Raw genomic sequence first — 25,651 nt, forward strand, 5'->3', positions numbered from 1 at the left:
TATTTTTGAATAACAACGACAGTCTTTATTCTTATTTGCGATAAAAAAACAACGCGGATAGCATGCCTGCGTGCAGTCATCGACTTACTCGTCGATGACTGCCCCGACTCTGCCCGTACTGTGTCAGCCACAGCGCGGCGCCTCAATACAACAGGAGACAACCTGAAATGAAAAAGCTGATCGCCATTGCCCTCGCGGCTGCGTTTACCACTCCCCTCGCTTTTGCCGAAGTCACCATTGGCGGTAGCGTTCGCAGCGCGATCGACTATGTCGATTACGGCGGCAAGAGCGAACAAGATGCCGGCGCGCGTATCGCCGATCAAAGCTCGCGCATCTATTTCAAGGGCGAAGACAAGCTCGACAGCGGCGCGTCGCTGATCTGGTATCTGGAAAACCGTTTCAATGTCGGCGAAGGCTCCACCAGCATCGCCTGGGGCTCGCGCAACACCTTCATCGGCTACAAGAGCAGCGAACTCGGTACCCTGATGTTCGGTAAGCGCGACAACGCCTACAAGCTGGCCTCTGCCGATTACCTGCCGGCCTTCGAAGCCGTGTTCAACGACGACGCCAGCTACTACGGCAAGGATCAGCTGCTGCGCCGCCTGGGTGATCGTCAGGAACAGATCATTGCTTACGACAGCCCGAACTGGAATGGCTTCAAGGTGAAGGCCAGCTACAACCTCGACTCCGGCAAGACCGACACCGTGAATGCCACGACCGCCGCCGTGGCTGCGTCGTACAGCACCGATGTGTTCAACCTCGGTCTGGCTTATGCGCTGGCCGACGACCAGACCAAGCTGGGCACCAAGGCCGCCGGCGCGCAAAACACCGGCATCCAGGTCGGCGGCAGCGTCAACTTCTCGGGCGTCACCTTGTCCGCAGTGTGGGAACGCGTGAACTTCGACAATGGCACCGTCGATGGCGACCAGGACAGCTACGGCATCGCCGCGCTGTACAAGACCGGCAAGTTCGCCTTCCAGGGCGCCTACATCGTTGCCGACGATCTGGATAACGTCGACAACTCCGGCGCTCAGCAATTCACGCTCGGCGCTCAGTACAGCCTGAGCAAGCAATCGCGCATCTACCTGACCTACACCAACGTCAACAACGATGACAACGCCAAGTTCAAGACCGAAGGTCCGAACCTGGGTGATGCGCAAGCCGACGGCACCCGCAAGATGATCAACGGCACCGATCTGAGCATCGTCGCCCTGGGCCTGCGTACCGACTTCTAAACCAGAATCCGGTCAGCCAGTGCATGAAACGGGGAGCTTCGGCTCCCCGTTTTTTTCGTTTCGTCTCACCCCAGGCCGGTGCTGGCACGCCGGTGGACCACACCCTGGTTTGTCGCCCGCAACGCCCTCATCCCGCCATGTAGCCCGACGTTACACGCCGAGCAGCCAGCCTCGGCCGCTTGGCTTACCCCTCCAGCTCCTGGCCGACCATGACAGCCCTGGGCTTCCTTGATGGGCAGCCTGCGATCCCACCCTGTTCAAGGCACCATCGCATGGAATGGCCCGGCCTTCGGGCCAGCCCCTGATGTCATACACAGACGCTACGACACCAAAACAAAACCCCTGCCATCAAGGCAGGGGTTTTGAGGCGTGATCAACAACATCACGCGGGAGCCGACCAGGTCGGCTCGGGACTTACTTGGCCTTCAGCGTGTACAGCGGAGTCTGGCCCGCCTGGACCTGACCGCTGACCAGGTTGGTCACACCGGCATACTGGTCGACATTGCTGACCACCACCGGGCTCACCAGCGACTGGGCATGCGCAGCCAGGTAATCCAGATCCAGTTCCAGGACCGGATCGCCAGCCTTCACACGCGCACCTTGTTCAGCCAGGCGCTTGAACCCTTGGCCGCCCAGCTTCACGGTTTCGATACCGATGTGGACGATGATTTCCGCACCGTTATCAGCCACCAGGGCAAACGCGTGGTTGCTGTTGAAGATCTTGGCGATCGTGCCGTCCACCGGCGCCACCACCAGCTTGCCGGTCGGGCGGATGGCCAGGCCATCGCCGACTGCCTTGCTGGCAAACGCGGCATCGGGCACCTGATCCAGCGCCACCACTTCACCGGTCACCGGGGCGACCAGTACCAGATCACCGGCTGCAGCGGCAGCGACAGGCGCCGCTGCGGGCTTCACCGCCTCGACCACCGGCTTGGCAGCACCACCCACGCCACTCAACACGTTACGCATTGCAGCGGCGATCAGCTCGGCACGCGGGCCAACGATGATCTGCACGTTCTTGGTGTTCAGCTTGATCACGCCAGAAGCACCCAGACGCTTGGCTTCCGCTTCGCTCACCTTGGCGGTATCCGCCACGGTCAGACGCAGGCGGGTGATGCACGCATCGATGTTTTCCAGGTTGGCGGAGCCACCGATCACGTTCAGGTAACCACGCGCCAGGCTATCCACATCGCTGGAAACCGGCGCAGCACCTGCGGCGGGGGCAGCCAGTTCCTCGTCGTCCTCACGGCCCGGCGTCTTCAGGTTGAAGGCGCGGATGGCGGCGCGGAACACGAAGTAGTAGATACCCGAGAACACGATGCCCTGCACGATCAGCATGTACCACTCGTGCGCCAGCGGGTTACGCGACGACAACACCATGTCGACCAGACCGGCGCTGAAGCCGAAGCCCGCGATCCATTGCATCGACGCAGCAATGAATACCGAGATACCGGTCATGAAAGCGTGCAGCACGTAGAGAATCGGTGCCACGAACATGAACGAGAACTCGAGCGGTTCGGTAATACCGGTGAAGAACGAGGCAAAGGCCGCGGCGATCATGATCGATGCCACGCGAGCCTTGTGTTGCGGCTTGGCCGAATGGTAGATGGCCAGGGCTGCGCCAGGCAGACCGAACATCATGATCGGGAAGAAGCCGGCTTGGTACATACCGGTCACACCGATCACCGCCTTGCCTTCAGCCAGCGACTTGGCGCCGCCCAGGAAGTTCGGGATGTCGTTGATGCCAGCCACGTCGAACCAGAACACGGAGTTCAGGGCGTGGTGCAGACCGATCGGAATCAGCAGGCGGTTGAAGAAGGCATAGATACCCGCCCCCACCGGCCCAAGATCCTTGATGCTTTCGCCGAAGTGAACCAGCGCGTTGTAGATCACCGGCCAGGCAACCATCATCACGAAGGCAACCACGATCATCACGAAGGACGTGACAATCGGCACCAGGCGACGACCGCTGAAGAATGCCAGTGCCTTGGGCAGTTCCACGTGGCTGAAGCGGTTGTACAGCTCCGCGGAGATCACACCAGTCAGAATACCCACGAACTGGTTGTTGATCTTGCCGAAGGCCGCAGGCACCTGCTCAGCGGGAATGCCCTGGATCATCGACACGGCGGCCGGCGAGCACAGGGTGGTCAGCACGTAGTAACCGACCAGACCAGCCAGCGCGGCGGCGCCGTCCTTGTCCTTCGACATCCCGTAGGCCACACCCACCGCGAACAGGATCGACATGTTGTCGATGATCGCGCCACCCGATTTGATCAGGAAGGCGGCCACGGCGCTGTTCGAACCCCAGCCATTCGGGTCGATCCAGTAACCAATACCCATCAGGACGGCAGCGGCCGGCAGCGTGGCCACCGGGACCATCAGCGCTCGGCCGATCTTTTGCAAATATCCGAGAATGTTCACTTACTCACCTCTCATTGTGCGTTGACGCCATAGACCAGGAGTTCTCAGTGCCCAAGGGCCTGGAGCTCGAGTACATCGACAAAGCGCAATTTCGGGCGCCCCCTTTTTGACCAGCATTTCAAGCCGCCCAGCAAGTTCATCGTTGCCTCCTGTCTGACTTTTGGTAATGGATAGGTTTGGTTGCACCCCTGCCTTTGTAAACAGTGATGGGGGACATGTAAACCTCGGCGGATTATTCCACCGGCCCAAACACGGTGCAATGAAAGCTGACGATCACGCGACACCTGTCTGCTTCATGCCCGGACCTCCACATTTGCTTTCCACTTTTCCGGAATCGAAAAGTGTGTGGCCGAAGAATGGCATGACAGCAAATGCTGATTTTTGCGCTGGCGCAAATCCGCCGAGACGTAGAAGCAATCACCTCATAACCAAGCAGAATAGCCAGTCCGGGCAAAGCCGGACGCTACCCATTACGGGTAAGTGCGAGAATCATGGCGCATTGTCGGCGCTTGGGGCGCTATCGCAACTACGCACACGCCGTACGTCCTGCCCTTGGGTAGAATGCCGCGAGCCCTTTCTCCATACTGTCCCCCATCATGCGCGTACGTCCTCTCCTTCTTGTGGTTGTGGTAGTCGTCATCGCGGCCGCGATCGCGTTTGCTTTCGTCAAGCGCGACCGCGAAGCACCGGCAGCGGCGCCGACACAGCCTGCGGCAATCGAGCTCGCCCCGGAAGACGTCGCCACGATCACCGCGGGCGACATCGACAACACCCTGGCCTTGACCGGCACCTTGAACGCCATCCAGCAGACCACGCTGACCGCCCAGGTGGAAGGCAAGATCGCCAGCGTGGAAGTACGCCCCGGCGCCCAGGTCACCAGCGGACAGATACTGGCACGCTTCGATACCGCCAACCTGCAACGACAGGTCGCCGTGGCACAGGCACAACTGGAGAAAAGCCGGGAGTTGCTCGATTACAACCGCAAGCTCGCCAAACGCAATGCCGACCTTCTGGCACAGAACTTCATTTCCAAGAATGCCTTCGACAATACCCAGAGCCAGTTGCAGACCGCCCTGGCGGATGAGCGCGCCAGCATGGCGCAACTGGGGGTAGCGCAGCAGGCAGTGGAAAACGGCACGGTCCGCGCACCGTTTACCGGCACGCTGGCGCAGCGCCTGGTGGAGCCCGGCCAGCATGTGGGAATCAACAGCCAGTTGTTCACGCTGGTGGACCTGACCGAACTGGAGCTGGTGGCGGCCGTGCCATCCACCCGCATTGCCGATGTACGCGTGGGCCAGGCGGTGGACTTCAACGTGGAAGGTTATCGGCGCGCATTCAGCGGCACCATCATCCGCATCAACCCCACGGTGGACGAAACCAGCAAGACCATCTCCATCTATATCCGGGTACCGAATACCGATGGCGAATTGCGCAGCGGCCTGTTCGCCAAGGGCACCGTGCTGGTCGAAGGCCGCAAGGGCGTGCCCAGCCTGCCGCTTGCCGCCGTCCACGGCGACGGTAGCGCCGCTTATGTCCTGGCCATCGAAGCGGGCAAGCTGGTCCGGCGTCCGGTCCAGGTGGGGGCCACCGACCTGCGCCGTGGCCAGGCCGAGATCGTCTCCGGCCCTGCGGTCGGCAGCAAGGTACTGGCCAGCAATATCGCGTTGACCGCGGGAACCGCGGTCAAGCTGCCTACCGCCAGACAGGGGAACTGACCCATGTGGTTCACGCGGATCAGCATTCACAACCCAGTGTTTGCCACGATGATGATGCTGTCGCTGCTGGTGCTCGGCCTGTTTTCGCTGACGCGCTTGCCGGTGGAAGAGTTTCCGGACGTGAAGTTCCCGGTCGTCGTCATCAGTACCAGCTATCCCGGCGCGTCGCCGGAAATCGTCGAGAGCGACGTCACCAAACGCCTGGAAGAAGGCATCAATACGGTCAGTGGCCTGAAGACGCTTTATTCCTATACCTATCAGGGCCTGTCGGTCGTGGTGGCGGAGTTCGAACTGTCGATCGACCCGGAAATCGCGGTGCAGAACGTACGCGAGAAGGTTGCCGCCGTCACGCCAGGGTTTCGCGATGAAGTGAAAGACCCCGTCATCACCCGCTTCAGCCCGGACGACCAGCCCATCCTGTCGCTGGCGATCCGCAGCGAACGGCTCACCCCGCGCGAGATGACCAGTCTGGCGGACCAGGTGATCAAAAAGCGCTTCGAGACCATTCCCGGTGTCGGGCAGGCGGAACTCGTCGGTGGCGTGGCGCGGCAGGTGAACATCAAGATTCGCCCCGAGCGGCTGGCCGCGCTCAAGCTGGGCGTCAACGAAGTCATGAACGCGGTGCGTGCGCAGAATGCCGAAGTACCGATCGGCACCATCGAAACCACGCGGCAGGAGCAGGTGGTGCAGATACGCGGCCGCCTCAAGACACCGGCCGATTTCCAGCGCCTGGTCGTGGCGTGGCGCAATGGCGCACCGATCTACCTCAGCGACGTCGCCACCGTGGAAGACAGCCAGGCCGAGGAAGAGTCGCTGGCCCTGGTAAACGGCCAGCGCGCCATCACGCTGAACCTGATGAAGGTGAACAAGGCGAATACCGTGGCGGTCGCCGATCGCGTCGAAGCCACCATGGCCGAGCTGAACCGCGAACTCGCCAGCACCGGCGTCAGGCTATCGGTGCTGTACGACAACTCCGAAGGCATCCGCAATTCACTGCGGGATGTGCGCACCACCTTGCTGGAAGGCGCGCTGCTCACCGTCGGCATCGTCTTCCTGTTTCTCGGCTCGTGGCGCTCCACCGTGATCACCGGCCTGACGCTGCCCGTGGCACTGATCGGGACGTTCTTCGTGGTCTACCTGGGCGGCTTTACCGTCAACGTCATGACGATGATGGCGCTATCGTTATGCATCGGTCTGCTGATCGACGACGCCATCGTGGTGCGGGAGAACATCGTACGCCACGCCGCGATGGGCAAGAACCACACCCAGGCCGCGCTGGACGGCACCGCCGAGATCGGTCTGGCGGTACTGGCCACTACATCCACCATCGTCGCCGTGTTCCTGCCAGTGGGCTTCATGGGCGGCATCATCGGCCAGTTCTTCCACCAGTTCGGCCTGACCGTCTGCGCGGCAGTGCTGATCTCGATGTTCGTCTCGTTCACGCTGGACCCGATGCTGTCCTCGGTCTGGCCAGACCCGCACGTCCACGGCGGCAAGCGCCCGCTGGGACGCCTGCTCGACAAGTTCGAAGACGGCATGGGCTGGCTGGCAGACACCTATAGCAAACTGATCCGCTGGAGCCTGGGACATCGGCTGGCCGTCATTGCCCTCGCCATCGCCAGTCTGGTGGTCGCGTTTGCGCTGGCACGCTTCATCGGCAGCGAGTTCGTCCCCAAGGCGGACATGTCGCGGCTGTCGCTGACCTTCTCCACGCCGGTCGGCTCCAACCTGGACTACACCGCCGCCAAGGCCCGACAGATCGAAACGGTGTTGCGCCGCTATCCCGAAGTGCGCGAAACCTATGTCACGGTGAATACCGGGCAATCGCAGGGCAAGCAGAGTGGGTCGATGATGATCTTCCTCACGCCGAAGAAGGAGCGCAAGCGCAGCCAGGACGTATTGCTTCCGCTGTTCCGCGAATCGATCTCGCGTATTGCCGGCATCGAAATCCAGTCGCTGGCCCCATTGGGCGGCGGCGGCCCGGACGGCAAGCCGATCCAGATATCCCTGCAAGGCTCCGACCTGGGTGAACTGGCCAAGCTGTCGGCGCAGTTCACCGAACGTCTCGCAAAAATCAATGGCGTGGTCGATGTCGATTCCTCGATGAAGGCACCCAAGCCGGCGCTGGATGTGGAAATCAACCGGGAACGCGCGGCCAGCCTGGGCTTCACCCCGGCCCAGATCGGAGACGCATTGCGGCCGCTGGTGGCCGGCGACGCCACCAGCACCTGGCAGGCACCGGATGGCGAGAACTACGACGTCAATGTCCGCCTGGAACGGCAGGCCCGTGACAGCGGCGCCGCGCTGGACGAACTGTACCTGGCCAGCAGCCAGCTCAATGCCCAGGGCGCGCCGCTGATGATCCCGCTGGCGGAACTGGCGCATGTCGAGGAATCGACCACGCCGGTGCAGATCAGCCGTCGCAACCTGTTCCGCGAGGTGAACATCACCGCCAACGTCGCCGGCAAGACCACCGGCGAGGTGCAACAGCAGATCGACAAATTGCAGGCCGATTTTCGCCTGCCACCCGGTTATCGCTTCGTGACGGCGGGCGATGCCAAGGACATGGCCGAATCGGCTGGCTACGCCGTCGCCGCCCTGCTGCTGGGCGTGGTCTTCATCTACATGATCCTGGCCTCGCAATTCGGCCACTTCCTGCAACCGCTGGCGATCATGACCTCGCTACCGCTCTCGCTGGTCGGCGTATTGCTCGCACTACTACTGACGCGAAGCACGCTGAACATCTTTTCCATCATCGGCGTGATCATGCTGATGGGGCTGGTCACCAAGAACGCCATCCTGTTGGTCGACTTCGTCAACCATCTGCGCCGACAAGGCATGGCGCGCGCCGAAGCCATCGCCGAGGCCGGCCGGGAGCGGCTACGCCCGATCCTGATGACCACCGCCGCGATGGTGATGGGCATGCTGCCGCTGGCACTGGCCATCGGCGAAGGCGCGGAACAGCGAGCACCGATGGCGCATGCGATCATCGGCGGCGTGATCACCTCCACACTGCTCACGCTGGTGGTGGTGCCGGTGGTATTCAGCTGGCTGGACGACCTGGGCAACTGGCTGATCCGCAAGACAGGCTTCCGGCAAGAACAGCCGTGACGATTTCCGGCGGAAACGTGGTTCCACGGGGCAACTCGCTTCGGTTAGAATGCCCCACTTCGTATCACTATTTCCGACAGGTAAGCGGCACATGCTGACAGGTAGCCTGGTGGCAATCGTCACCCCGATGTTCGAAGACGGTAGCCTGGACTTCGACCGTTTGCGAAAACTGGTGGACTGGCATGTCGCCGAAGGCACGCAAGGCATCGTCGCGGTAGGAACCACCGGCGAATCGCCCACGGTCGATGTCGACGAACACGTCGAGATCATCCGGGTCGTCGTGGAACAGGCCGCGGGTCGCGTGCCCGTCATCGCCGGCACTGGCGCCAACTCCACGCGCGAAGCCATCCACCTCAGCCGCCGCGCCGCACAGGTCGGCGCCAGCTATGGGTTATCGGTCGTCCCCTATTACAACAAGCCCACGCAAGAAGGCCTGTTCCAGCACTACAAGGCCATCGCAGAATCGACCGAGCTGCCCACGCTGCTCTACAACGTACCTGGCCGCACCATCACCGACCTGGGTAACGACACGATCCTGCGCCTTGCCGAACTGCCCGGCATCATCGGCATCAAGGATGCGACCGGCAACATGGAGCGCGCAGCCGATCTGGTCAAACGCGCCCCCAAGGATTTCCTGCTCTACAGCGGAGACGACGCATCCACCCTGCCCTTCCTGCTGGTGGGCGGCCATGGTGTGATTTCCGTCACCGCCAATGTCGCGCCCCGCCGCATGCAGGCGATGTGCGCCGCCGCCCTTGATGGGCGCATCGTCGAAGCACGTGAACTGAATGACTCGTTACAGGGTCTGCACAAGCACCTTTTCGTTGAAGCCAACCCGATCCCGGTGAAGTGGGCACTCGAAGAAATGGGCCGTATCGGCAGCGGCATCCGCCTGCCGCTCACCCGCCTATCCGGCGGCGCCCAAACCGTCGTGCGTCAGGCCATGCAAATGGCCGGCGTGTAAGCGTTACCACTAGCGAATCGAATCCTGTCAATGAACTTGAATCCCCGTTTGCTCATCGTGTTGGTGGCCGTTGCGCTCGGCGCATGCAGTTCCGACGACCTCCTGTTGCAGCGTAAGGTCGACTATCGCTCCGGTAGCGACAACGTCTCCAAGAACAACCTCGAAGTCCCGCCCGATCTGACCGCGCCGGCCAATACCGCCGGCTACAGCATGCCGAGCCGCACCGTGGTGGGCGAAGCGCCCGCACCGGTGGTCAAGAGTGCCAGCGCCACCGCCGAACAACCCGTGGTCACCGAAACGGCAGTGAATGCCAAGGCACGGCTGGTCCAGGCCGGCGGCCAGCGTTGGCTGGTGGTCCAGGGCGATCCGGCCAAGATCTGGCCGGAAATCCGCGAATTCTGGCTGGATAACGGCTTCCTGCTCGCCATCGACAATCCGTCGATCGGCGTGATGGAAACGGACTGGCTGGAAAATCGTGCCAACCTGCCGCAGGACTGGGTAACCAAGCTGCTGCGCAAGGTGGCCGACCAGTTCATCAGTACCGGCGAGCTGGACAAGTTCCGCACCCGTATCGAACCGGGCGCCACGCCGGGTACGACCGAAATCTATGTCTCGCACCGCGGCATGACCGAAGTCTTCGCGGATGGCTCGACCGAGGCCAAGGTCAGCACCACCAGCAACGAAACGAAAACCGTGTGGACCCCGCGCCCCACCGATCCGGAGCTGGAAGCCGAAATGCTGGCGTTGATGCTGCAACGCCTGGGCATGACCGAGCAACAGGCACAAGCCGTGGTCAACCCGCCCAAGCAGACCAAGGCACGCGCCACGCTGGTGGACAACAACACCGCGCTGAACATCGACGATGCCTTCGACCGCGCCTGGCGTCGCGTCGGCCTCGCGCTGGATCGCGTCGGCTACGTGGTCTACGACCGCGACCGCAGCAAGGGCGTGTATTTCGTCCGCCGCGCCGAAGCCGATATCGGCGAGGAAAAGAAGAGCAGCTTCTGGTCGTCCATCGGCTTTGGCAATGGCGACAAGCAGGAGAAGGTCAAAGTCCTGCCGGAATACGAAATCCACGTGGCCCAACAAGTGAATGGCACCCGCCTGACCGTAACCGGCAAGGATGGCACAACAGCGGATGCCGAAAGCCAGGCCAAGCTGTTGTCGGCGCTACAGAGCCAGTTGCGCTAATGCACGCTTGAGTTGATGAGTTGAAGCGTAGCGAGCGCCCGGCAAAGCCGGGCGCTTTGCTTTTGAGGTATGCCAGGAAACTGGCTCCCCTGCTTCGTTCCACTCCCCCCGCCCTCGCCGCCGCGAGGGAGCCTCGCTATGCTCGAGAGCCAGTTGCGCTAATGCACGCTTGAGTTGGTGAGTTGAAGCGTAGCGAGCGCCCGGCAAAGCCGGGCGCTTTGCTTTTAAGGTTCTTCACATAACCCTGCATTTGACGAATACCCAATGTGCTACATGTACCATGGAGCACAAAAGCACAGAGGTGCGCTTTGCCGGAAGGTTGGCCATGTATTTGAACAGGTCGTGATGACGCGACACCAGGACCGCGCTTGCCACTACAGGTGAGGGAGCGCTTGCGCTATCGCCAATACAGCCTGCGCACCGAGAAAGCTTACATCCACTGGATGAAGCACTTTATCAGGTTTAGCGGGCTACACCATCTGCTGGAAATGGAGCAGCACGAACTGTTGTATTTTCTGACGGTGGATTGATGAGCAGCGTCTCGAACGAAAAACGGAATGCTCAGGCATCCCGTTTTTTCCACCCACTTCATTGCGGATCTGAACCTTCTAGACCAGCCAGCCCCGCACCAGCCATAACACGGCAATAGCGTAGCCAGCGGCCAGGATGTCGTCCAGCATCACGCCGAAGCCGCCGTGCACCTTGCGGTCGAACCAGCGGATGGGCCAGGGTTTGAGGATATCGAAGACGCGGAATGCGGCGAATGCGGCCAGCCAGCCTTTCCAGGTCAACGGCACCATCACCAGCACTAGCCAGGTGGCGACGATCTCGTCCACCACGATGCCACCGTGATCGTGCACGCCCAGCGCGCGCCCCGTACGGGATGCCGCCCACCAGCCCAGCCCGAAGGCGGGTATGCACAGTGCGGCGATGAACAGCGGCGGCAGGAACGAAACCAGCACCGCATACAGCGGGAACGCCGCCAGCGTGCCCCAGGTGCCGGGCGCGCGTCGGGCCAGGCCGCTGCCGAAGCCCAGCGCGATGAAGTGCGCGGGGTGGGCCAGCATGAAGCGCAGCGTCGGCCGGACCAGCGATGTGGCGGGATGCGTCATGTTGCGAAGTGATCGAAGCCGGCGCGCGACGGAGTGATGCGCTCTCCGGCATTGAATACACGCACCCCCTGCCCGCCGACCAGGCGGCCAATGCGGGATAAGGGCAACGCCAGCGTCTGTGACAACGCCTGCAACCGGGAGCGATGCTGCGCGGGGGCGGTGAAGCACAGCTCGTAATCGTCTCCGCCAGCCAGCACGGCCTGTCGAAGCACGGCTTCCGGCAAGCCGGCCAGCGCGGGGTGCGCGGGAATGTCGGCCCAGTCCAGTTCGGCGCCGCAGGCCGAGCGCTCGCCGATATGGCCCAGGTCAGCCAGCAACCCATCGGAGATATCCAGCGCGGCGCTGGCGATCCCGCGTAGCGCCAGCCCCAGCGCGAGACGCGGCGTCGGCCGGTCGAGCCTGGACAGGCACGCCGCCATCGCTTCACCGGATAACGCGGCATCGCCGTTGCGTACCGCAACCGCCGCCGCTGCGGCCCCCAACGCACCCGAGACCCAGACATCGTCGCCCGGCGTACCGCCGCTGCGTAGCAGCGCCTGGCCCGCCGGAACGGTGCCAGCCACCTGGACCGCGATGGTCAGCGGCCCACGCGTGGTGTCGCCACCGACCAGTTCGATACCGGCCTCGTCGGCCAGCGCGTGGAAACCGCGCGCAAACGCCGCCAGCCACGCCTCATCCACGCAGGGTAGCGCCAGCGACAGCGTGCACCATGAAGGTTCGGCCCCCATGGCGGCCAGATCCGACAGGTTCACCGCCAGCGCCTTGTGGCCCAGCGCCTCCGGATCGACATCCGGGAAGAAATGGCGCCCCTCGACCAGCATGTCCGCCGACACCGCCAGTTGCCTGATCGGCTCGGGCGCCAGCAAGGCGGCGTCGTCACCGACGCCCAGAATGGCGCGCTTGGCCGGACGGTTGAAGTAACGGGCGATCAGTTCGAATTCATTCATCGGCTCAAAGCGTCCGGCTCAACCGCGGCGTTTGGCCCGCACGGCTTCCAGTTCCACCGGGCGCGCTTCGGCTGCCAGCTTGTCGAGCACCCCGTTGACGAAGCGATGGCCATCGGTGCCACCAAAGGTCTTGGCCAGTTCGATGGCTTCGTTGACGATGACCGGATACGGCGTTTCGGGCATCTGGGCAATTTCGAACGCGGCGGTAAACAGCACTGCGGCCTCCACCGGGCTGACCTCGTCGAAGGGGCGATCGATATGCGGCACCAGCGCGGCCTTCAGCGCCTCCGGGTCCTTGAGCACGCCGTAGAAAATGGCGCGGAACAGCGTTTCGTCGGCCCGGCTGAACGCGGGGCTGCTTTCCTTCAGATAACGCTCGATGCCGTGGACGGTATCGCCAGTCAGTTGCCACTGGTACACGCCCTGCACGGCGAACTCGCGGGCACGGCGACGCGCGGAGCGGGGCTTGGCGGCCGGAGCGGGAACGGGGATATGCTTTTCTTCGGTCATGATGTCGCCTTGCCTTACGCGCGCAGGGATTTGAGAAGCTGGGCCATTTCGACGGCAACGCGTGCCGCGTCGATACCCTTGTCGGTCTGGCGGATGACAGCCTGTTCCTCGTTCTCGACGGTGAGGATGGCATTGGCGATGGGAACCCCGCTGTCCAGCCCGACGCGCGTCACACCGGCCCCCGATTCGTTGGCCACCAGTTCGAAATGATAGGTGTCGCCACGAATGATGCACCCCAGCGCCACCAGCGCATCGAAGCGCCCGCTCCCGGCCAGGGCCTGCAATGCCAGCGGCGCTTCCAGCGCGCCCGGCACCTGATACTGGGCGATGGCCTCCGGCGCCACGCCCAGGCGTTGCAGTTCGCCGACACAGGCGCTGTTCAGCGCATTGCAGATGTCCTCATTGAAGCGGCAGGTGACGATACCGATGCACAAGCCGCTGCCATCCAGCGGCGGCAGCTCTTGCGTACGATTGGGGGTGAAACTCATGGGATTCCTTTACTCTCGGAAGGCGCCGAGTGGTGGCGGCGCCATGGATCAAAATCTCGGGATCGGCAATGCGAAGCCCGGCCAGCGCGCGTTATTGCTCCGGCGTGGCGAAACCGGTCACTTCCAGGCCAAAGCCGGCCATGCTGGGCATCTTGCGCTCCGGCGACAGCAGCTTCATCTGGCCGACGCCCAGGTGGCGCAGCATCTGCGCACCGATACCGTAGGTACGCAGGTCCCACTTGCGGGGTTGTTCCAGTTGCAGTTCCGGCAAGGCGCGCGCCAGCAGATCGGTCCCGCCCTCGGGGCGGTGCAGCAGCACCATCACGCCGGTCTCGGCGCGGGCGATGGCTTCCAGCGACTGGCGCACGCTCCACGAGTGGTGACCGGAATCGAGATCCAGCCAATCCATCACCGACAGCGGCTCATGCACGCGCACCAGCGTTTCGCGATCCGGCGTCGGCGTGCCCTTCACCAGGGCGATATGCGTGGCGTCGCTCATCTTGTCGCGGAACACGGCCATCTCGAATTCACCGGCAAAGGTGCGCACCGGGCGACGCCCTTCGCATTCGACCAGGGTTTCGTGCTGGCTGCGATACTGGATCAGGTCGGCGATGGTGCCGACCTTGAGGTCGTGCTCGGCGGCAAACTCCATCAGCTCGGGCAAACGCGCCATGGTGCCGTCATCGTTCATCACTTCGCAGATGACGACGGCGGGCATCACGCCAGCCAGCATGGCCAGATCGCAACCGGCCTCGGTATGGCCGGCACGCACCAGCACACCGCCGGGCTGGGCCAGCAAGGGAAAGATATGACCGGGGGAAACGATGTCTTCGGGGCGGGCGTCGAAGGCGACGGCGCGCTGGACAGTCAGAGCGCGATCGTAGGCGGAGATACCGGTGGACACGCCTTCGGCCGCTTCGATCGATACCGTGAAATTGGTGCCGTGGCTGGAGCCGTTCTGGTCCACCATCAGCGGCAGTTGCAGTTGCTTGCAACGCTCGGCGGTGAGCGTCAGGCAGATCAGGCCGCGCGCGTGCTTGGCCATGAAATTGATCGTCTCGGGGGTGACGAATTCGGCGGCGATCATCACGTCGCCTTCGTTCTCGCGGTCTTCCTCATCCACCAGGATGACCATCTTTCCGGCGCGGATATCCGCGATGATGTCCTTGATCGCTGCAATCGGCATGGCGGCTATGAAAGAGCTGGAAAATAAAGCGCAAGGATACCCGCTAATGGGCATCTTTGCTGTAGGTCATTTCCGTTGCAGATCAACGTGGCGAAAGCGATATCGAACATTCGGGATTGCTTATACTCCCCAGCAGCCACGCGCGCAGACACCAAAAATACAAGAGAGGTGATTCCAGTGAACCCGTCGTCCCCGCAGCCGGATCTCGCCACGATCCTCGCATCCTCCGTCCACGACATGAAGAACTCGCTCGGCCTGATGGGACGCCTGCTGGCCAAGCACGAAGCAGTCTGGACCGGCATTTCGGCCGAAGCGCAATCCGAGTACTCGCACCTGCTGTACGAAGTGAACCGGATGAACGCCAATCTGATCAGCCTGCTGACGCTGTACAAATTCGGCAAGGGCCTCTACCCCTTCGACCCCCAGCCTTGCCAGCCCGCCGAAATCTGCGAGGAAGTAGCCATGCAGCATCGCGTCCTGCTCTCCGCCAGCAAGGTGGTGCTGCACATCGACGTGCCGGACGATCTGGTCTGGCATTTCGACGCCGATCTCATCGCCGGCGTGCTGGGTCAGGCGCTAACCAACGCCATCAACTACACCACCGATACCGTGCGCATCGCCGCTGGCGTAGAGCACGACGAACTGTGGCTGGCCGTGGAAGACAACGGGCGCGGCTACCCGCCGCAGATGCTGGTGGACAGCCGCAAGGCGGTAAGCGGCGTCGATTTCTCCAGCGGCAGCACCGGCCTGGGTCTGTACTTTGCCGAACACGTGGCACAACTGCACCGTAACCGCGAACGCATCGGCAGCCTGCGTCTGGAAAACGGCGGCCCACTGGGCGGTGGCCGATTTGTCATCACCCTGCCGTGAGTCCAAAAGCGGATCGCCGACCTGACGCCGTCGCCGGTCAGGTCGCGCCGCCCGGTTCACCCGCCGTCGCCGCCAGGACGAAGCCTCGCCGGCTCGCGCGGCCCGATTGCACGATCATCAACCCTTGATTCGATAGAAGACGCTCACCATGGCCACCAATTTCGCTTCCCACCATTGTCTGGTCGTCGATGATTTTCAGGGTATGCGCTACCTGATGCGCGACATGCTACGCGAGTGCGGCGCCGTCCATGTGGAAATGGCCTCCAACGGCAAGGAGGCCCTGCAACGCCTGCTGGAACGCCGCTACGACATCGTGCTGTGCGACTACAACCTGGGCCAGGGCAAGAATGGCCAGCAATTGCTGGAAGAAGCCAAGCTGCGCCAGTTGATCGGCCCGGCCACCACCTGGATCATGATCACCGCCGAGAAAAGCTCGGACTGGATCATGGGCGCCGTGGAGTACCAGCCCGATTCCTATCTGCTCAAGCCGATCACCGCCGACCTACTGCTCAGCCGGCTGGAAAAGATCGCGGTGCGCAAGCAGGCCTTCGCCGACATCGCACAGGCCATGAGCAACAAGCAGTACACCCGCGCCATTGCACTGTGCGACGAACGCCTGGCCTACGACACCGTCAACGCCTCCGAGCTGCAACGGCTCAAGGGCTCGCTGCTGCTCGATGCCGGCGAGATCGACGCCGCGCAGAAGCTGTACGAAACAGTACTGGCCAACCGCGAGATCGCCTGGGCACGTACCGGGCTGGGGCGCATCTGTTTCCAGCAGGGCGAGTACGAGGCCGCGCGCGATCATTTCCAGATTTCCCGGGAACAGGCGCCCGGCTACCTGGAAGCCTACGACTGGCTGGCGCGCACCCAGCAACGCCTGGGCGACGCGGAACACGCCGAATCCACGCTGTCGGCCGCGCTCAAGCTCTCGCCGAACTCCCCGCTGCGACAGAAAAGCCTGGGTGAACTGGCGCTGCAACGCGGCGATCTGGACGTCGCCGACGCCGCGTTCCGCAAGAGCATCGCGGTCGGCGAGCATTCCATCCTGAAAACACCGGAGGCCTACCTGGGCCTTGCCAAGGTATGCAGCAAGAGCAGTCGCAGCGACGAAGCGCTGAAAGTGCTGAAGAGCGTGCAGCACCAGTTCAGCGACGACGACGTGGCGCTGCGCGCCAAGTCGGCCGAGGGCATGATCTATACGCAGGAAAACCAGTTGTCCAAGGCGGGCGCCGTCGCCAACGAACTGAAGCAGATGCTCCAGGAACGCGCCACCCGGCCGGATTCCACGGCCAGCCTGGAGGTCGCCGAGCTGATGCTGGCCACCGGGCAGCGCGACCAGGCGGTCTCGTTGTTGCAGGACGTGGTGCGCAACAACCACGAGGACAATCTGCTGATCGACAAGGTGCAGGCGGTGTTCGACAGCGCCAACATGAAGGCCGAAGGCAGCAATCTGGTGGAGGCCTGCCGCCGCGAAGCGGTGGAACTGATGAACAGTGGCGTACTGCTGGCGCGGGACGGCAAGTTGCCCGAGGCCCTGGCCGCCATGCGGGGCGCACGGGACAAACTGCCCGCCAATGCCCGCGTTTTGTTCAATTTCGCCTTTGTCGCGGTGATGTATCTACAGAAACTCGGCACGGACGAGGCATTGATCGAAGAAAGCAGGCAGGCGCTGCGCGAGGCCAACCGCGTCTCGCCGGGCGAAAAGCGCTTCTCGCAATTGATGGACGCGCTGAACAAGCTGGAACAGCGCTGATCCACTGATTGACCGCACACCCTGGCCCCAGGAAAAAGAGGGCGGGCACACCCGTGCCGGCCCGTCCTTTTCCACCATGACAGAACCGCTACGCAGGCCTACTCGCGCATCGCAGTCAGTATCTGTCGTACCGACTCCTGGATGGATCGCTCATTGGTGAGTTTCAGCACAGGGCACGGCAGGGTGGCCAGCCAGGCTTCGTGCTTGCGCAGGTTCCGGCTTACTTGATCCGACGTATCGTACGCGGCGGCCCATTCGAAGAACGCCCGGCTCTGTTCATGCAGCGCCCCGCCTTCGCGGATCGCCTCCCCGAACCGCACGTACTCACGAGCCCGAAGCCGTGCCATCCGCTCCTGCGGCGGCAAGTGGATAAACACCGCCAGGTCGAAGTCGGGAATGAACACGTCGCCCCAGCCGCATAGCGAGCCGCTTACCACCCAGCGCCCAGCCTGCGCCAGCTCATGTGCCAGCGCCTGCCGGCGTTCCGCGACGGGGCGTTCTTGGGTGTAGGGAGGATCGGTGTCGAACCAGAAGAAGTCGTCGGTATCGAAGTGCTTCCAGCCCAGCGCCTGGCAGATCGCCTTGCCCAGCGTGGTGGTGCCGGACCCCGACGCGCCAAACAGGTGAACGCTCGACCGTTTCATTCCTGGGCCTGGCTCCGTCGTCAGTTGGCTTCCAGCGCCAGCATCCGCTCGACATAACGTGCGATCAGGTCGATTTCCAGGTTCACCTGCGCGCCTTCGGCCAGATCGCCCAAGGTCGTGTTGGCCAGCGTATGCGGGATCAGATTGATCGAGAATTCGCAGCCTCCGGGCACGTCGCGCACATCGTTGGTGGTCAGCGAAACACCATTGACCACCACCGAGCCCTTGACCGCCAGATAACGCGCCAGCGTGGCGGGTGCGCGCACCACCAGTTCGCGGTTCTCGCCCACCGGCGCAAAGCGCACCACATCGCCGATGCCATCCACGTGCCCCGATACCAGGTGCCCGCCCAGCCGCGCCGTCACCTGCAGCGCCTTTTCCAGGTTGACCCGGCCACCTTCGCGATCCAGGCCGACGGTACAGCGTAGCGATTCGTCCGAGACGTCGATGGTGAAACGCGCATCGGGCAATAACTCGGTCACCGTCATGCACGCACCGTTATGCGTGATGCTGTCGCCCAGCGCGATGTCGGAGAAGTCCAGGCCTGGGGCTGCCACAGTGAGGCGGACGCCGCCAGCGAAGGGTTCGACGCATTCAATGGTGCCGACGGCTTCGACGATTCCGGTAAACATCAGTGCTGCTCCTGGTTGCCCGGCGCCGCGTTATGCTCGCGCACGCGCTGGGACGATTTGAGTTCGTTGCAGTGATTGCAGAAAAAGCTGGTGGCGCCGCAAGCCTTCATCACTTCCAACGGCTGATCGCAGTCGGGGCAGCGCGGCGGTTGAGAGGTTTGGCTCATTGTCGATCTCCTTGTCGCCGGGCCTAGGGCGTGTCATCCAATGTTTCACGACAGCGTTCGGTGCAGTTCGGGATGCCGTGCAAGGCGCTGGACGCGCGGCGGCATCGATACCGCAAGCGGCCTGCGACGCCGCATGGCGCCCGAAATGCACCGAACCCGAAGGGCTGGGCCGAAAAAACACCATCCACTGCGTTGCACTCCTTGCCAATAACCCGTTATTGCCCGCGTCGTGCGCCTGGTGCCTGGTGCTTTTTCGGCCCAGCGCTGCCGCGAGACATTGGATGACACGCCCTAGCGGCCCCAGGCGGCGGTTTCGGTAAAGCGCAGCGTGATGCGCTGATCCGCGCCCACCATGCGCCGCTCCAGCACGCGCGGTGCCAGGCGTTGCGACAGACTGGCCAGCGAAAAATCGGCCAGCGGCAACCCATCGCCGATCAACACCGGAGCCTGATACAGCACCACCTCGTCCGCCAGTTTCTGCCGCAACAGCGCGCCGACGAGCGTACCGCCCGCCTCCACCGTCACCTCGTTCATGCCACGCTGGCCCAGGTGACTGAGCAATGCGGCCAAGTCGACCCGGCCATCCACCCCCGGCAGCAGCAGCACCTCGGCGCCTTCGGCCTCCAGCAACGCGCGGCGCGGGTTGTCGCGCGCGGTGACCAGCAAGACGCCCGGCGTTTGCAGCAAGCGGGCGGCAGGCGGCGTGCGCAGCGTGCTGTCCACCACCACGCGCAAGGGTTGGCGGCCTTGCCAGAACACGCCTTGCGGCTCGCGCACCGTCAGTTGCGCATCATCCGCCAGGATGGTGCCCACGCCGGTCAGCATGGCGCAGGAACGCGCGCGCAGCCGTTGCACGTCCGCGCGCGCCTCGGCGCCGGTGATCCATTGCGACTGGCCATTGCGCAACGCGATGCGTCCATCCAGGCTGGCCGCGAGCTTGAGCCGTACCCATGGCCGGCCCCGCACCATGCGCGACAGAAAGCCCTTGTGATGCTCCAGCGCCGTATCACGCTGCACCCCGGCGGCAATCTCGATGCCTGCCGCCGCCAGCCGCGCCAGCCCCTGCCCCGCCACCAGCGGGTTGGGATCGGTCAGCGCCACCACCACGCGAGCGACGCCCGCCGCGATCAGCGCGTCGGCGCACGGCGGCGTGCGCCCGTGGTGGCTGCATGGCTCCAGCGTGACATAGGCAGTGGCCCCACGCGCAGCCTCGCCCGCCTCGCGCAACGCCATCACCTCGGCATGCGGGCCACCCGCCTGCTGGCTGTGGCCGGCGCCGACGATGGCACCGTCCCGGACCAGCACGCAGCCGACGCTGGGGTTGGGCGACGTGATACAGGCACCGCGCGCGGCCAACACCAGCGCGCGTTGCATCATTGCCGCATCGTTCACGGCCGTCATTTGTCCTTGCTCACTTCACGAATCACGTCGCGGAAATCGTCGACATCCGAGAAGCTGCGATAGACCGAGGCAAAGCGGATATAGGCCACCTTGTCCAGCTTGGCCAGTTCGTTGATCACCATCTCGCCGATCTGGCGCGACATGATTTCCCGGTCGCCCACGGTCAGTACCTTCTGGATGATGCGGGCGATGGCCTCATCCACCAACTGGGTGGGGACCGGCCGCTTGTGCAGCGCCCGATGAAAGGAGGTGCGGATCTTCTCGCGGTCGAAATCAACGCGCTGCCCGTTCTGCTTGACCACCTGCGGCAACCGCACCTCGGCGGTCTCGTAGGTGGTGAAGCGCTTGTCGCAGACCGCGCAACGGCGACGACGGCGCACGGTGTCGCCTTCTTCCGACACGCGCGAATCGACGACCTGGGTATCGGGGGAACCGCAGAACGGACATTTCATGAGTGCAGCCTGCTGGCGAAACGAGGGGGCTAACTTAGCAATCGCGTCCGCGGAACACAATCGGACGCCGCAAAAACGACAAGGGGCATGGCTATCGCCACACCCCTCGCCGCATCGATCAGCCGTTCACCCGCCGCAATGCGGCGCGCGACGGCGCGATCATCAGGCGCCGTAGACCGGGAAACGCGCGGTCAGCGCCTTCACCTTCTCGGCGACAGTGGCCAGATTGGCATCGTCGGCCGGGTTGTCCAGCACGTCGGCGATCAGGTGCGCCACCTGGATGGCCTCTTCTTCCTTGAAACCACGGGTGGTGATGGCCGGGGCGCCGATACGGATGCCGGATGTAACGAAAGGGCTTTCCGGATCGTTCGGGATGGCGTTCTTGTTGACGGTGATGTGCGCCTTGCCCAGCGCGGCGTCGGCGGCCTTGCCGGTCAGGCCCTTGGGACGCAGGTCCACCAGGAATACGTGGCTTTCGGTACGGCCGGAGATGATGCGCAGGCCACGTTCGGCCAGCGTCTTGGCCATGGCCTGGGCGTTCTTGATCACCTGTTCGGCGTAGACCTTGAACTCGGGGCTGGACGCTTCCTTGAACGCGATGGCCTTGGCGGCGATCACGTGCATCAGCGGGCCGCCTTGCAGCGTGGGGAACACGTTGGAGTTGATGCTCTTCTCGAACTCGGCCTTGGCCAGGATCAGGCCGCCGCGCGGACCGCGCAGCGTCTTGTGGGTGGTCGAGGTGACGAAGTGCGCGTGCGGCACCGGGTTCGGGTAGACGCCAGCGGCGATCAGGCCAGCGTAGTGGGCCATGTCCACCATGAAGTAGGCGCCCACCTTGTCGGCGATCTCGCGCATGCGCGCCCAGTCGAAGCGCAACGCGAAGGCGGAAGCACCGCCGATGATCAGCTTGGGCTTGGTCTCGACCGCGACGCGTTCCATCTCGTCGTAGTCGATTTCTTCGTTCTCGTTCAGGCCGTAGGGCACGATATTGAACAGCTTGCCCGACAGGTTGGCCGGCGAGCCGTGGGTCAGGTGGCCACCGTGGCCCAGGTTCATGCCCATTACGGTATCGCCCGGCTTCAGGATCGAGAAGTACACGGCCTGGTTGGCCTGGCTGCCCGAGTGCGGCTGCACGTTGGCGTACTCGGCGCCGAACAGGGCCTTGACGCGATCGATCGCCAGTTGCTCCACCACGTCCACGTACTCGCAACCGCCGTAGAAGCGCTTGCCGGGATAACCCTCGGCGTACTTGTTGGTGAGCTGCGAACCCTGCGCTTCCATGACGGCGGGGCTGGTGTAGTTTTCCGACGCGATCAGCTCGAGGTGTTCGTGCTGGCGGACGACTTCACCCTGGATGGCATTGGCGAGGTCAGGATCGAATTGCGAGATGGTGATGGACTTGGAGAACATGGGCCCGATTCCGTAGGCGATTGAAAAAACTGGCGCAATTCTACCACGAGGCCCCGTGAGGCGCGGCGGTGGAATCAGGCACGCCCCCATGAAAGCCGCTCATGTCGCCACCCACTGTCATGGCACGTACCAATGCGACAAGGCGCCCGCAGGCGCCTTGTTCGCTCCGAGGCCGGCTTGCCAGCCCGATGGGACTACAACCCTTTCACCGCATAGATCGCCAGCGTATTGCGCCAGTAGCCCTGGTAATCCATGCCGCAGCCAAACAGGAAGCGGTCTTCCACCTTCAAGCCGACGAAATCGGCGCTGACGCCCGGCGCCTTGCGATCGTGATCCTTGTCCACCAGCACCGCCACCAGTACCTCTTTGGCCCCCTGGCGCTTGCAGTACTCGATCACCGCCGCCAGCGTGTGACCTTCGTCCAGGATGTCGTCGATGATGACCACGCTGCGGCCGCGCAGGTCATCGGTGGGCGCCACTTTCCAGTTCAGCGCCCCGCCACTGGTTTCCTGCCGATAGCGCGTGGCATGGAGGTAGGAGCACTCCAGCGGGAAACGCAGCCGGGGCAGCAGGTGGCCGGCGACGATCAGGCCGCCGTTCATGATCGTGTAGACGATGGGGTTGCTGCTGGCCAGCCGTGCGGTCATCGCCGCGGCCATGGCGTCGAGCGCGGCAACCACTTCGGCCTCGCCGTGCAGGCAATCGGCGTTGTCGATAATGGTGTGGGCTTCTGGCAATTCCAGCGTCATGCTTTTGTCCTGTTCTGGTTTACTGCAAAAACATCAGCGCCTGGCCGATATCGACGATCCAGGCATTGAAAAAACCGCCAACCGCCATATCAGTGGCCGGCGAAATCGCAAATGGTATACAGCGGAATCTGTTGCTCCGCGATCAGGCGCGAGCCACCCAGTTCGGGCAGATCGACGATGGCCGCGGCCTCGACCACCGTCGCGCCCAGCCGTTGCAGCAAGCGCGCAGCGGCGATCATGGTGCCACCGGTGGCGACGAGGTCGTCCACCAGCAACACGCGATCGCCGCGCTTGCAGGCGTCGGCATGGATCTCGACCGTGGCCGAGCCATATTCCAGCTCATATTCCTCGGCCTCGGTCAGAAACGGCAGCTTGCCTTTCTTGCGAATCGGCACGAAGCCCAGGTTCAGCTCATAAGCCACCACCGCCCCGAGAATGAACCCCCGCGCATCCACCCCGGCCACCAGATCGATCTGCATGTCCATGTAGCGGTGCACGAAGGTATCCACCAGCAGGCGGAACGTCTTCGGGTCCTGCAACAGCGGCGTGATATCGCGAAACATCACCCCCGGCTGCGGCCAGTCCGGCACCGTGCGGATGCGTTCCTGGATGTAGTCGGCATAAAGCGGCTTGGATGTGGGCATGCTTGTCTCAGCGCCAAAAAGGCAGGGATTGCGGGTTCATTCAGTGCCAGACGCTCAGTGGAAGAATGCGAACTTCACCAGCCACAGCCCGGCAATGATGATCACCGCCGGACGCAGGTCGCTGAAGCGGCCAGCCAGCACCTTGATCACCACGAAGCTGATGAAACCGAAGGCGATGCCGTCCGCGATGGAGAACGTGAACGGCATGGCGATGGCGGTGACCACGGCCGGTGCGGCCTCGGTCAGGTCGTCCCAGGCGATTTCGGCCAGACCACGTGCCATCAGTACCGCCACGTAGCACAGCGCCGGCGCAGTGGCATAGGCAGGAATGCTGTTGGCCAGCGGCGCGAAGAACAGCGCGGCCAGGAACAGGATGGCCACGACAGTGGCGGTCAGGCCGGTGCGGCCGCCCACGGCGGTGCCGGCGGCGGATTCGACATAGGCGGTGGTGGACGAGGTACCCAGCGCGGCACCGGCGACGATGGCCACCGAGTCGGCCATCAAAGCGCGCTTCAGGCGCGGCAGTTTGCCGTCCTTGTCCAAGAGGCCTGCGCGGTGCGAAACGCCCACCAGCGTGCCGGTGGTATCGAACAGATCGACGAAGAAGAACACGAACACCACGCCCAGCAGCCCGACGTTGAGCGCACCGCCCAGGTCCATCTGCATGAAGGTGGGGGCCAGCGACGGCGGCGCGGAGAACACACCCTTGAATTCGGACAGGCCCAGCAGCACCGAAAGTACGGTCACGGTGAGGATGCCGATGATGATCGAGCCATGCACGCGGCGGTATTCCAGCGCCACGATCAGGAAGAAGCCGAAGATCGCCAGCAGCGTGGTCGGCGCGTGGATATCGCCCAGCGTGACCAGCGTGGCCGGGCTGCCGGTGATCACGCCTGCGCTCTTGAGCGAGATGATGCCGAGGAACAGGCCCACGCCCGCCGAGATGGCGAACTTGAGCGATTGCGGAATCGCGTTGACGATGGCCTCACGCACCTTGAACAGGCTGACTGCCAGAAAGATGATCCCCGAGAAGAACACCGCTCCCAGCGCCACCTGCCACGACACCCCCATGCCCTGCACCACGCTGAAGGTGAAGTAGGCGTTCAGCCCCATGCCCGGCGCCAGTGCCATCGGGTAATTGGCCACCAGCCCCATGATGGCGCAACCCAGTGCCGCGGCCAGACAGGTGGCAACGAACACCGCGTTGAAGTCCATGCCGGTCAGCGACAGGATCGACGGATTGACGAAGACGATGTAGGCCATCGTCAAAAAGGTGGTGAAACCCGCGAGCACTTCGGTCCGGACATCCGTCCCGTGCTCCTTCAACTTGAAAAACGATTCCAGCATGATCGGTCCCTGATTGATTGAATGACGATTATGTAATTGAATTTATTCGATTGTCTGGAACGCTAGACGCCCACCTTCAGCAACGCAAGAACGCCCAGCAGGGCGAACACGGCGGCAGCGCCGAAACGGACATAGCGCAACAGGTGCAGACGGTCGGACATCCACTTGCCCAGCCAGATGGCCGGCGCATTGGCGATCAGCATGCCCACGGTGGTCCCCACCACCACCATCCACAGGGGCGAGTATTTCACAGCCAATGCCACTGTGGCGACTTGGGTCTTATCCCCTATCTCGGCCAGGAAAAAGGCGATCGTGGTGGCGATGAAGGCGCCATAGGGCTTCACCTGCGCCTCCTCTTCCCCCATCTCGTCCGGAATACAGGCCCAGGCGGCGATCGCCAGGAAACCGAGCCCCACCACCCAGCGCAGCAGATCGGGGCTGAAGAAACCGGCGAGCCATTGGCCCAGCCAGCCGGCGGCGAAATGATTGAGTAGCGTGGCGACGAAGACGCCGATCAGGATCGGCCAGGGACGGCGAAAGCGCGCAGCGAGGATCAGCGAGAGCAGTTGGGTCTTGTCGCCGATTTCAGCGACAGCGACGACAGCGGCGGAGACGAGGAAGGCGTCCATGCAGGGTGATACTCCAGGGGCGGGCGACACGAGGCCATGCGACATGGCCCACCCCTGGGTGCATGCGGCA

24 protein-coding genes are annotated in these 25,651 nt (G+C 63.3%); 8 read left to right on the forward strand and 16 right to left on the reverse strand.

The features are described from left to right. Window positions 1–167 precede the first annotated feature (167 nt). Window positions 168–1,235 (forward strand): porin, encoded by a 1,068-nt coding sequence (locus FAZ21_RS12535; protein WP_136773782.1) that lies wholly within the window; start codon window positions 168–170, stop codon window positions 1,233–1,235. Window positions 1,236–1,649: 414 nt separating this feature from the next. Here FAZ21_RS12535 and nagE read toward each other — a convergent pair whose 3' ends face one another. Further along, window positions 1,650–3,656 (reverse strand): N-acetylglucosamine-specific PTS transporter subunit IIBC, encoded by a 2,007-nt coding sequence (gene nagE, locus FAZ21_RS12540; protein ID WP_136773783.1) that lies wholly within the window; start codon window positions 3,654–3,656, stop codon window positions 1,650–1,652. Window positions 3,657–4,282: 626 nt separating this feature from the next. Between nagE and FAZ21_RS12545 the strand changes: the two genes are divergently transcribed. From FAZ21_RS12545 to FAZ21_RS12565, 5 genes are all read left to right on the forward strand, one after another. After that, window positions 4,283–5,371, forward strand: coding sequence for an efflux RND transporter periplasmic adaptor subunit (locus tag FAZ21_RS12545; protein ID WP_169307383.1), 1,089 nt, complete (start codon window positions 4,283–4,285; stop codon window positions 5,369–5,371). A gap of 3 nt (window positions 5,372–5,374) precedes the next feature. Further along, window positions 5,375–8,482 (forward strand): efflux RND transporter permease subunit, encoded by a 3,108-nt coding sequence (locus tag FAZ21_RS12550; RefSeq protein ID WP_136773785.1) that lies wholly within the window; start codon window positions 5,375–5,377, stop codon window positions 8,480–8,482. Between the two features lie 91 nt (window positions 8,483–8,573). After that, window positions 8,574–9,446: a 4-hydroxy-tetrahydrodipicolinate synthase gene (dapA, locus tag FAZ21_RS12555; protein ID WP_136773786.1), complete on the forward strand. Its 873-nt coding sequence runs from the start codon at window positions 8,574–8,576 to the stop codon at window positions 9,444–9,446. A 30-nt stretch (window positions 9,447–9,476) separates the two neighbouring features. Next, window positions 9,477–10,637, forward strand: a complete 1,161-nt coding sequence (gene bamC, locus FAZ21_RS12560; protein ID WP_136773787.1) for an NlpB/DapX family lipoprotein — start codon at window positions 9,477–9,479, stop codon at window positions 10,635–10,637. Between the two features lie 380 nt (window positions 10,638–11,017). Further along, window positions 11,018–11,167: a phage integrase N-terminal SAM-like domain-containing protein gene (locus tag FAZ21_RS12565; RefSeq protein WP_373279537.1), complete on the forward strand. Its 150-nt coding sequence runs from the start codon at window positions 11,018–11,020 to the stop codon at window positions 11,165–11,167. 78 nt (window positions 11,168–11,245) lie between these two features. Here the strand turns inward: FAZ21_RS12565 and FAZ21_RS12570 are convergent, their stop codons facing one another. From FAZ21_RS12570 to ribBA, 5 genes are all read right to left on the reverse strand, one after another. After that, window positions 11,246–11,749, reverse strand: a complete 504-nt coding sequence (locus tag FAZ21_RS12570) for a phosphatidylglycerophosphatase A family protein (RefSeq protein ID WP_136773789.1) — start codon at window positions 11,747–11,749, stop codon at window positions 11,246–11,248. Continuing rightward, window positions 11,746–12,696, reverse strand: coding sequence for a thiamine-phosphate kinase (gene thiL, locus FAZ21_RS12575; RefSeq protein ID WP_136773790.1), 951 nt, complete (start codon window positions 12,694–12,696; stop codon window positions 11,746–11,748). Before thiL ends, FAZ21_RS12570 begins: the two co-directional genes overlap by 4 nt. Before the next feature lie 18 nt (window positions 12,697–12,714). Continuing rightward, window positions 12,715–13,206 carry a transcription antitermination factor NusB gene (nusB, locus tag FAZ21_RS12580; RefSeq protein ID WP_136773791.1) on the reverse strand — a complete coding sequence of 164 codons (492 nt, stop codon included), beginning with the start codon at window positions 13,204–13,206 and terminating at the stop codon, window positions 12,715–12,717. A gap of 14 nt (window positions 13,207–13,220) precedes the next feature. After that, entirely contained in the window at window positions 13,221–13,694 is a 474-nt protein-coding gene (gene ribH / locus FAZ21_RS12585) for a 6,7-dimethyl-8-ribityllumazine synthase (protein WP_136773792.1), read from the reverse strand. Window positions 13,695–13,785: 91 nt separating this feature from the next. After that, a complete protein-coding gene (gene ribBA, locus FAZ21_RS12590; protein WP_136773793.1) occupies window positions 13,786–14,880 on the reverse strand; it encodes a bifunctional 3,4-dihydroxy-2-butanone-4-phosphate synthase/GTP cyclohydrolase II in 1,095 nt (364 codons plus the stop codon). 177 nt (window positions 14,881–15,057) lie between these two features. Here ribBA and FAZ21_RS12595 point away from each other — a divergent pair, with 177 nt between their 5' ends. Continuing rightward, complete coding sequence (locus tag FAZ21_RS12595; RefSeq protein ID WP_211243451.1) at window positions 15,058–15,750, forward strand: sensor histidine kinase; 693 nt, start codon at window positions 15,058–15,060, stop codon at window positions 15,748–15,750. A 148-nt stretch (window positions 15,751–15,898) separates the two neighbouring features. Then, complete coding sequence (locus FAZ21_RS12600; RefSeq protein ID WP_136773794.1) at window positions 15,899–17,506, forward strand: tetratricopeptide repeat-containing response regulator; 1,608 nt, start codon at window positions 15,899–15,901, stop codon at window positions 17,504–17,506. A gap of 98 nt (window positions 17,507–17,604) precedes the next feature. Here the strand turns inward: FAZ21_RS12600 and FAZ21_RS12605 are convergent, their stop codons facing one another. From FAZ21_RS12605 to FAZ21_RS12650, 10 genes are all read right to left on the reverse strand, one after another. After that, complete coding sequence (locus FAZ21_RS12605) at window positions 17,605–18,150, reverse strand: AAA family ATPase (protein ID WP_136773795.1); 546 nt, start codon at window positions 18,148–18,150, stop codon at window positions 17,605–17,607. 20 nt (window positions 18,151–18,170) lie between these two features. After that, a complete protein-coding gene (locus tag FAZ21_RS12610; RefSeq protein WP_136773796.1) occupies window positions 18,171–18,782 on the reverse strand; it encodes a riboflavin synthase in 612 nt (203 codons plus the stop codon). Then, window positions 18,782–18,949, reverse strand: coding sequence for a YfgJ family double zinc ribbon protein (locus FAZ21_RS12615; protein ID WP_136773797.1), 168 nt, complete (start codon window positions 18,947–18,949; stop codon window positions 18,782–18,784). The genes FAZ21_RS12610 and FAZ21_RS12615 overlap by 1 nt, the downstream gene beginning before the upstream one ends. Window positions 18,950–19,240: 291 nt before the next feature. Further along, window positions 19,241–20,350 carry a bifunctional diaminohydroxyphosphoribosylaminopyrimidine deaminase/5-amino-6-(5-phosphoribosylamino)uracil reductase RibD gene (ribD, locus tag FAZ21_RS12620; protein WP_136773798.1) on the reverse strand — a complete coding sequence of 370 codons (1,110 nt, stop codon included), beginning with the start codon at window positions 20,348–20,350 and terminating at the stop codon, window positions 19,241–19,243. Further along, window positions 20,347–20,802 (reverse strand): transcriptional regulator NrdR, encoded by a 456-nt coding sequence (gene nrdR, locus FAZ21_RS12625; protein WP_136773799.1) that lies wholly within the window; start codon window positions 20,800–20,802, stop codon window positions 20,347–20,349. The genes ribD and nrdR overlap by 4 nt, the downstream gene beginning before the upstream one ends. 162 nt (window positions 20,803–20,964) lie before the next feature. Continuing rightward, window positions 20,965–22,212 carry a serine hydroxymethyltransferase gene (gene glyA / locus FAZ21_RS12630; RefSeq protein WP_136773800.1) on the reverse strand — a complete coding sequence of 416 codons (1,248 nt, stop codon included), beginning with the start codon at window positions 22,210–22,212 and terminating at the stop codon, window positions 20,965–20,967. Window positions 22,213–22,406: 194 nt separating this feature from the next. Next, on the reverse strand, window positions 22,407–22,961 hold the full coding sequence (locus FAZ21_RS12635) for a hypoxanthine-guanine phosphoribosyltransferase (RefSeq protein ID WP_136773801.1): 555 nt from the start codon (window positions 22,959–22,961) through the stop codon (window positions 22,407–22,409). Window positions 22,962–23,050: 89 nt separating this feature from the next. Beyond that, the gene (locus FAZ21_RS12640) at window positions 23,051–23,605 is read right to left on the reverse strand and encodes an adenine phosphoribosyltransferase (protein ID WP_136773802.1); all 555 of its coding nucleotides are present in this window, start codon (window positions 23,603–23,605) and stop codon (window positions 23,051–23,053) included. A gap of 54 nt (window positions 23,606–23,659) precedes the next feature. Further along, on the reverse strand, window positions 23,660–24,952 hold the full coding sequence (locus FAZ21_RS12645; protein ID WP_136773803.1) for an NCS2 family permease: 1,293 nt from the start codon (window positions 24,950–24,952) through the stop codon (window positions 23,660–23,662). A 62-nt stretch (window positions 24,953–25,014) separates the two neighbouring features. Then, on the reverse strand, window positions 25,015–25,581 hold the full coding sequence (locus FAZ21_RS12650) for a TMEM165/GDT1 family protein (RefSeq protein WP_136773804.1): 567 nt from the start codon (window positions 25,579–25,581) through the stop codon (window positions 25,015–25,017). Between the last annotated feature and the right edge of the window lie 70 nt (window positions 25,582–25,651).

Source organism: Chitiniphilus eburneus, assembly GCF_005048205.1.
GTDB classification, from domain to species: Bacteria; Pseudomonadota; Gammaproteobacteria; order Burkholderiales; family Chitinibacteraceae; genus Chitiniphilus; species Chitiniphilus eburneus.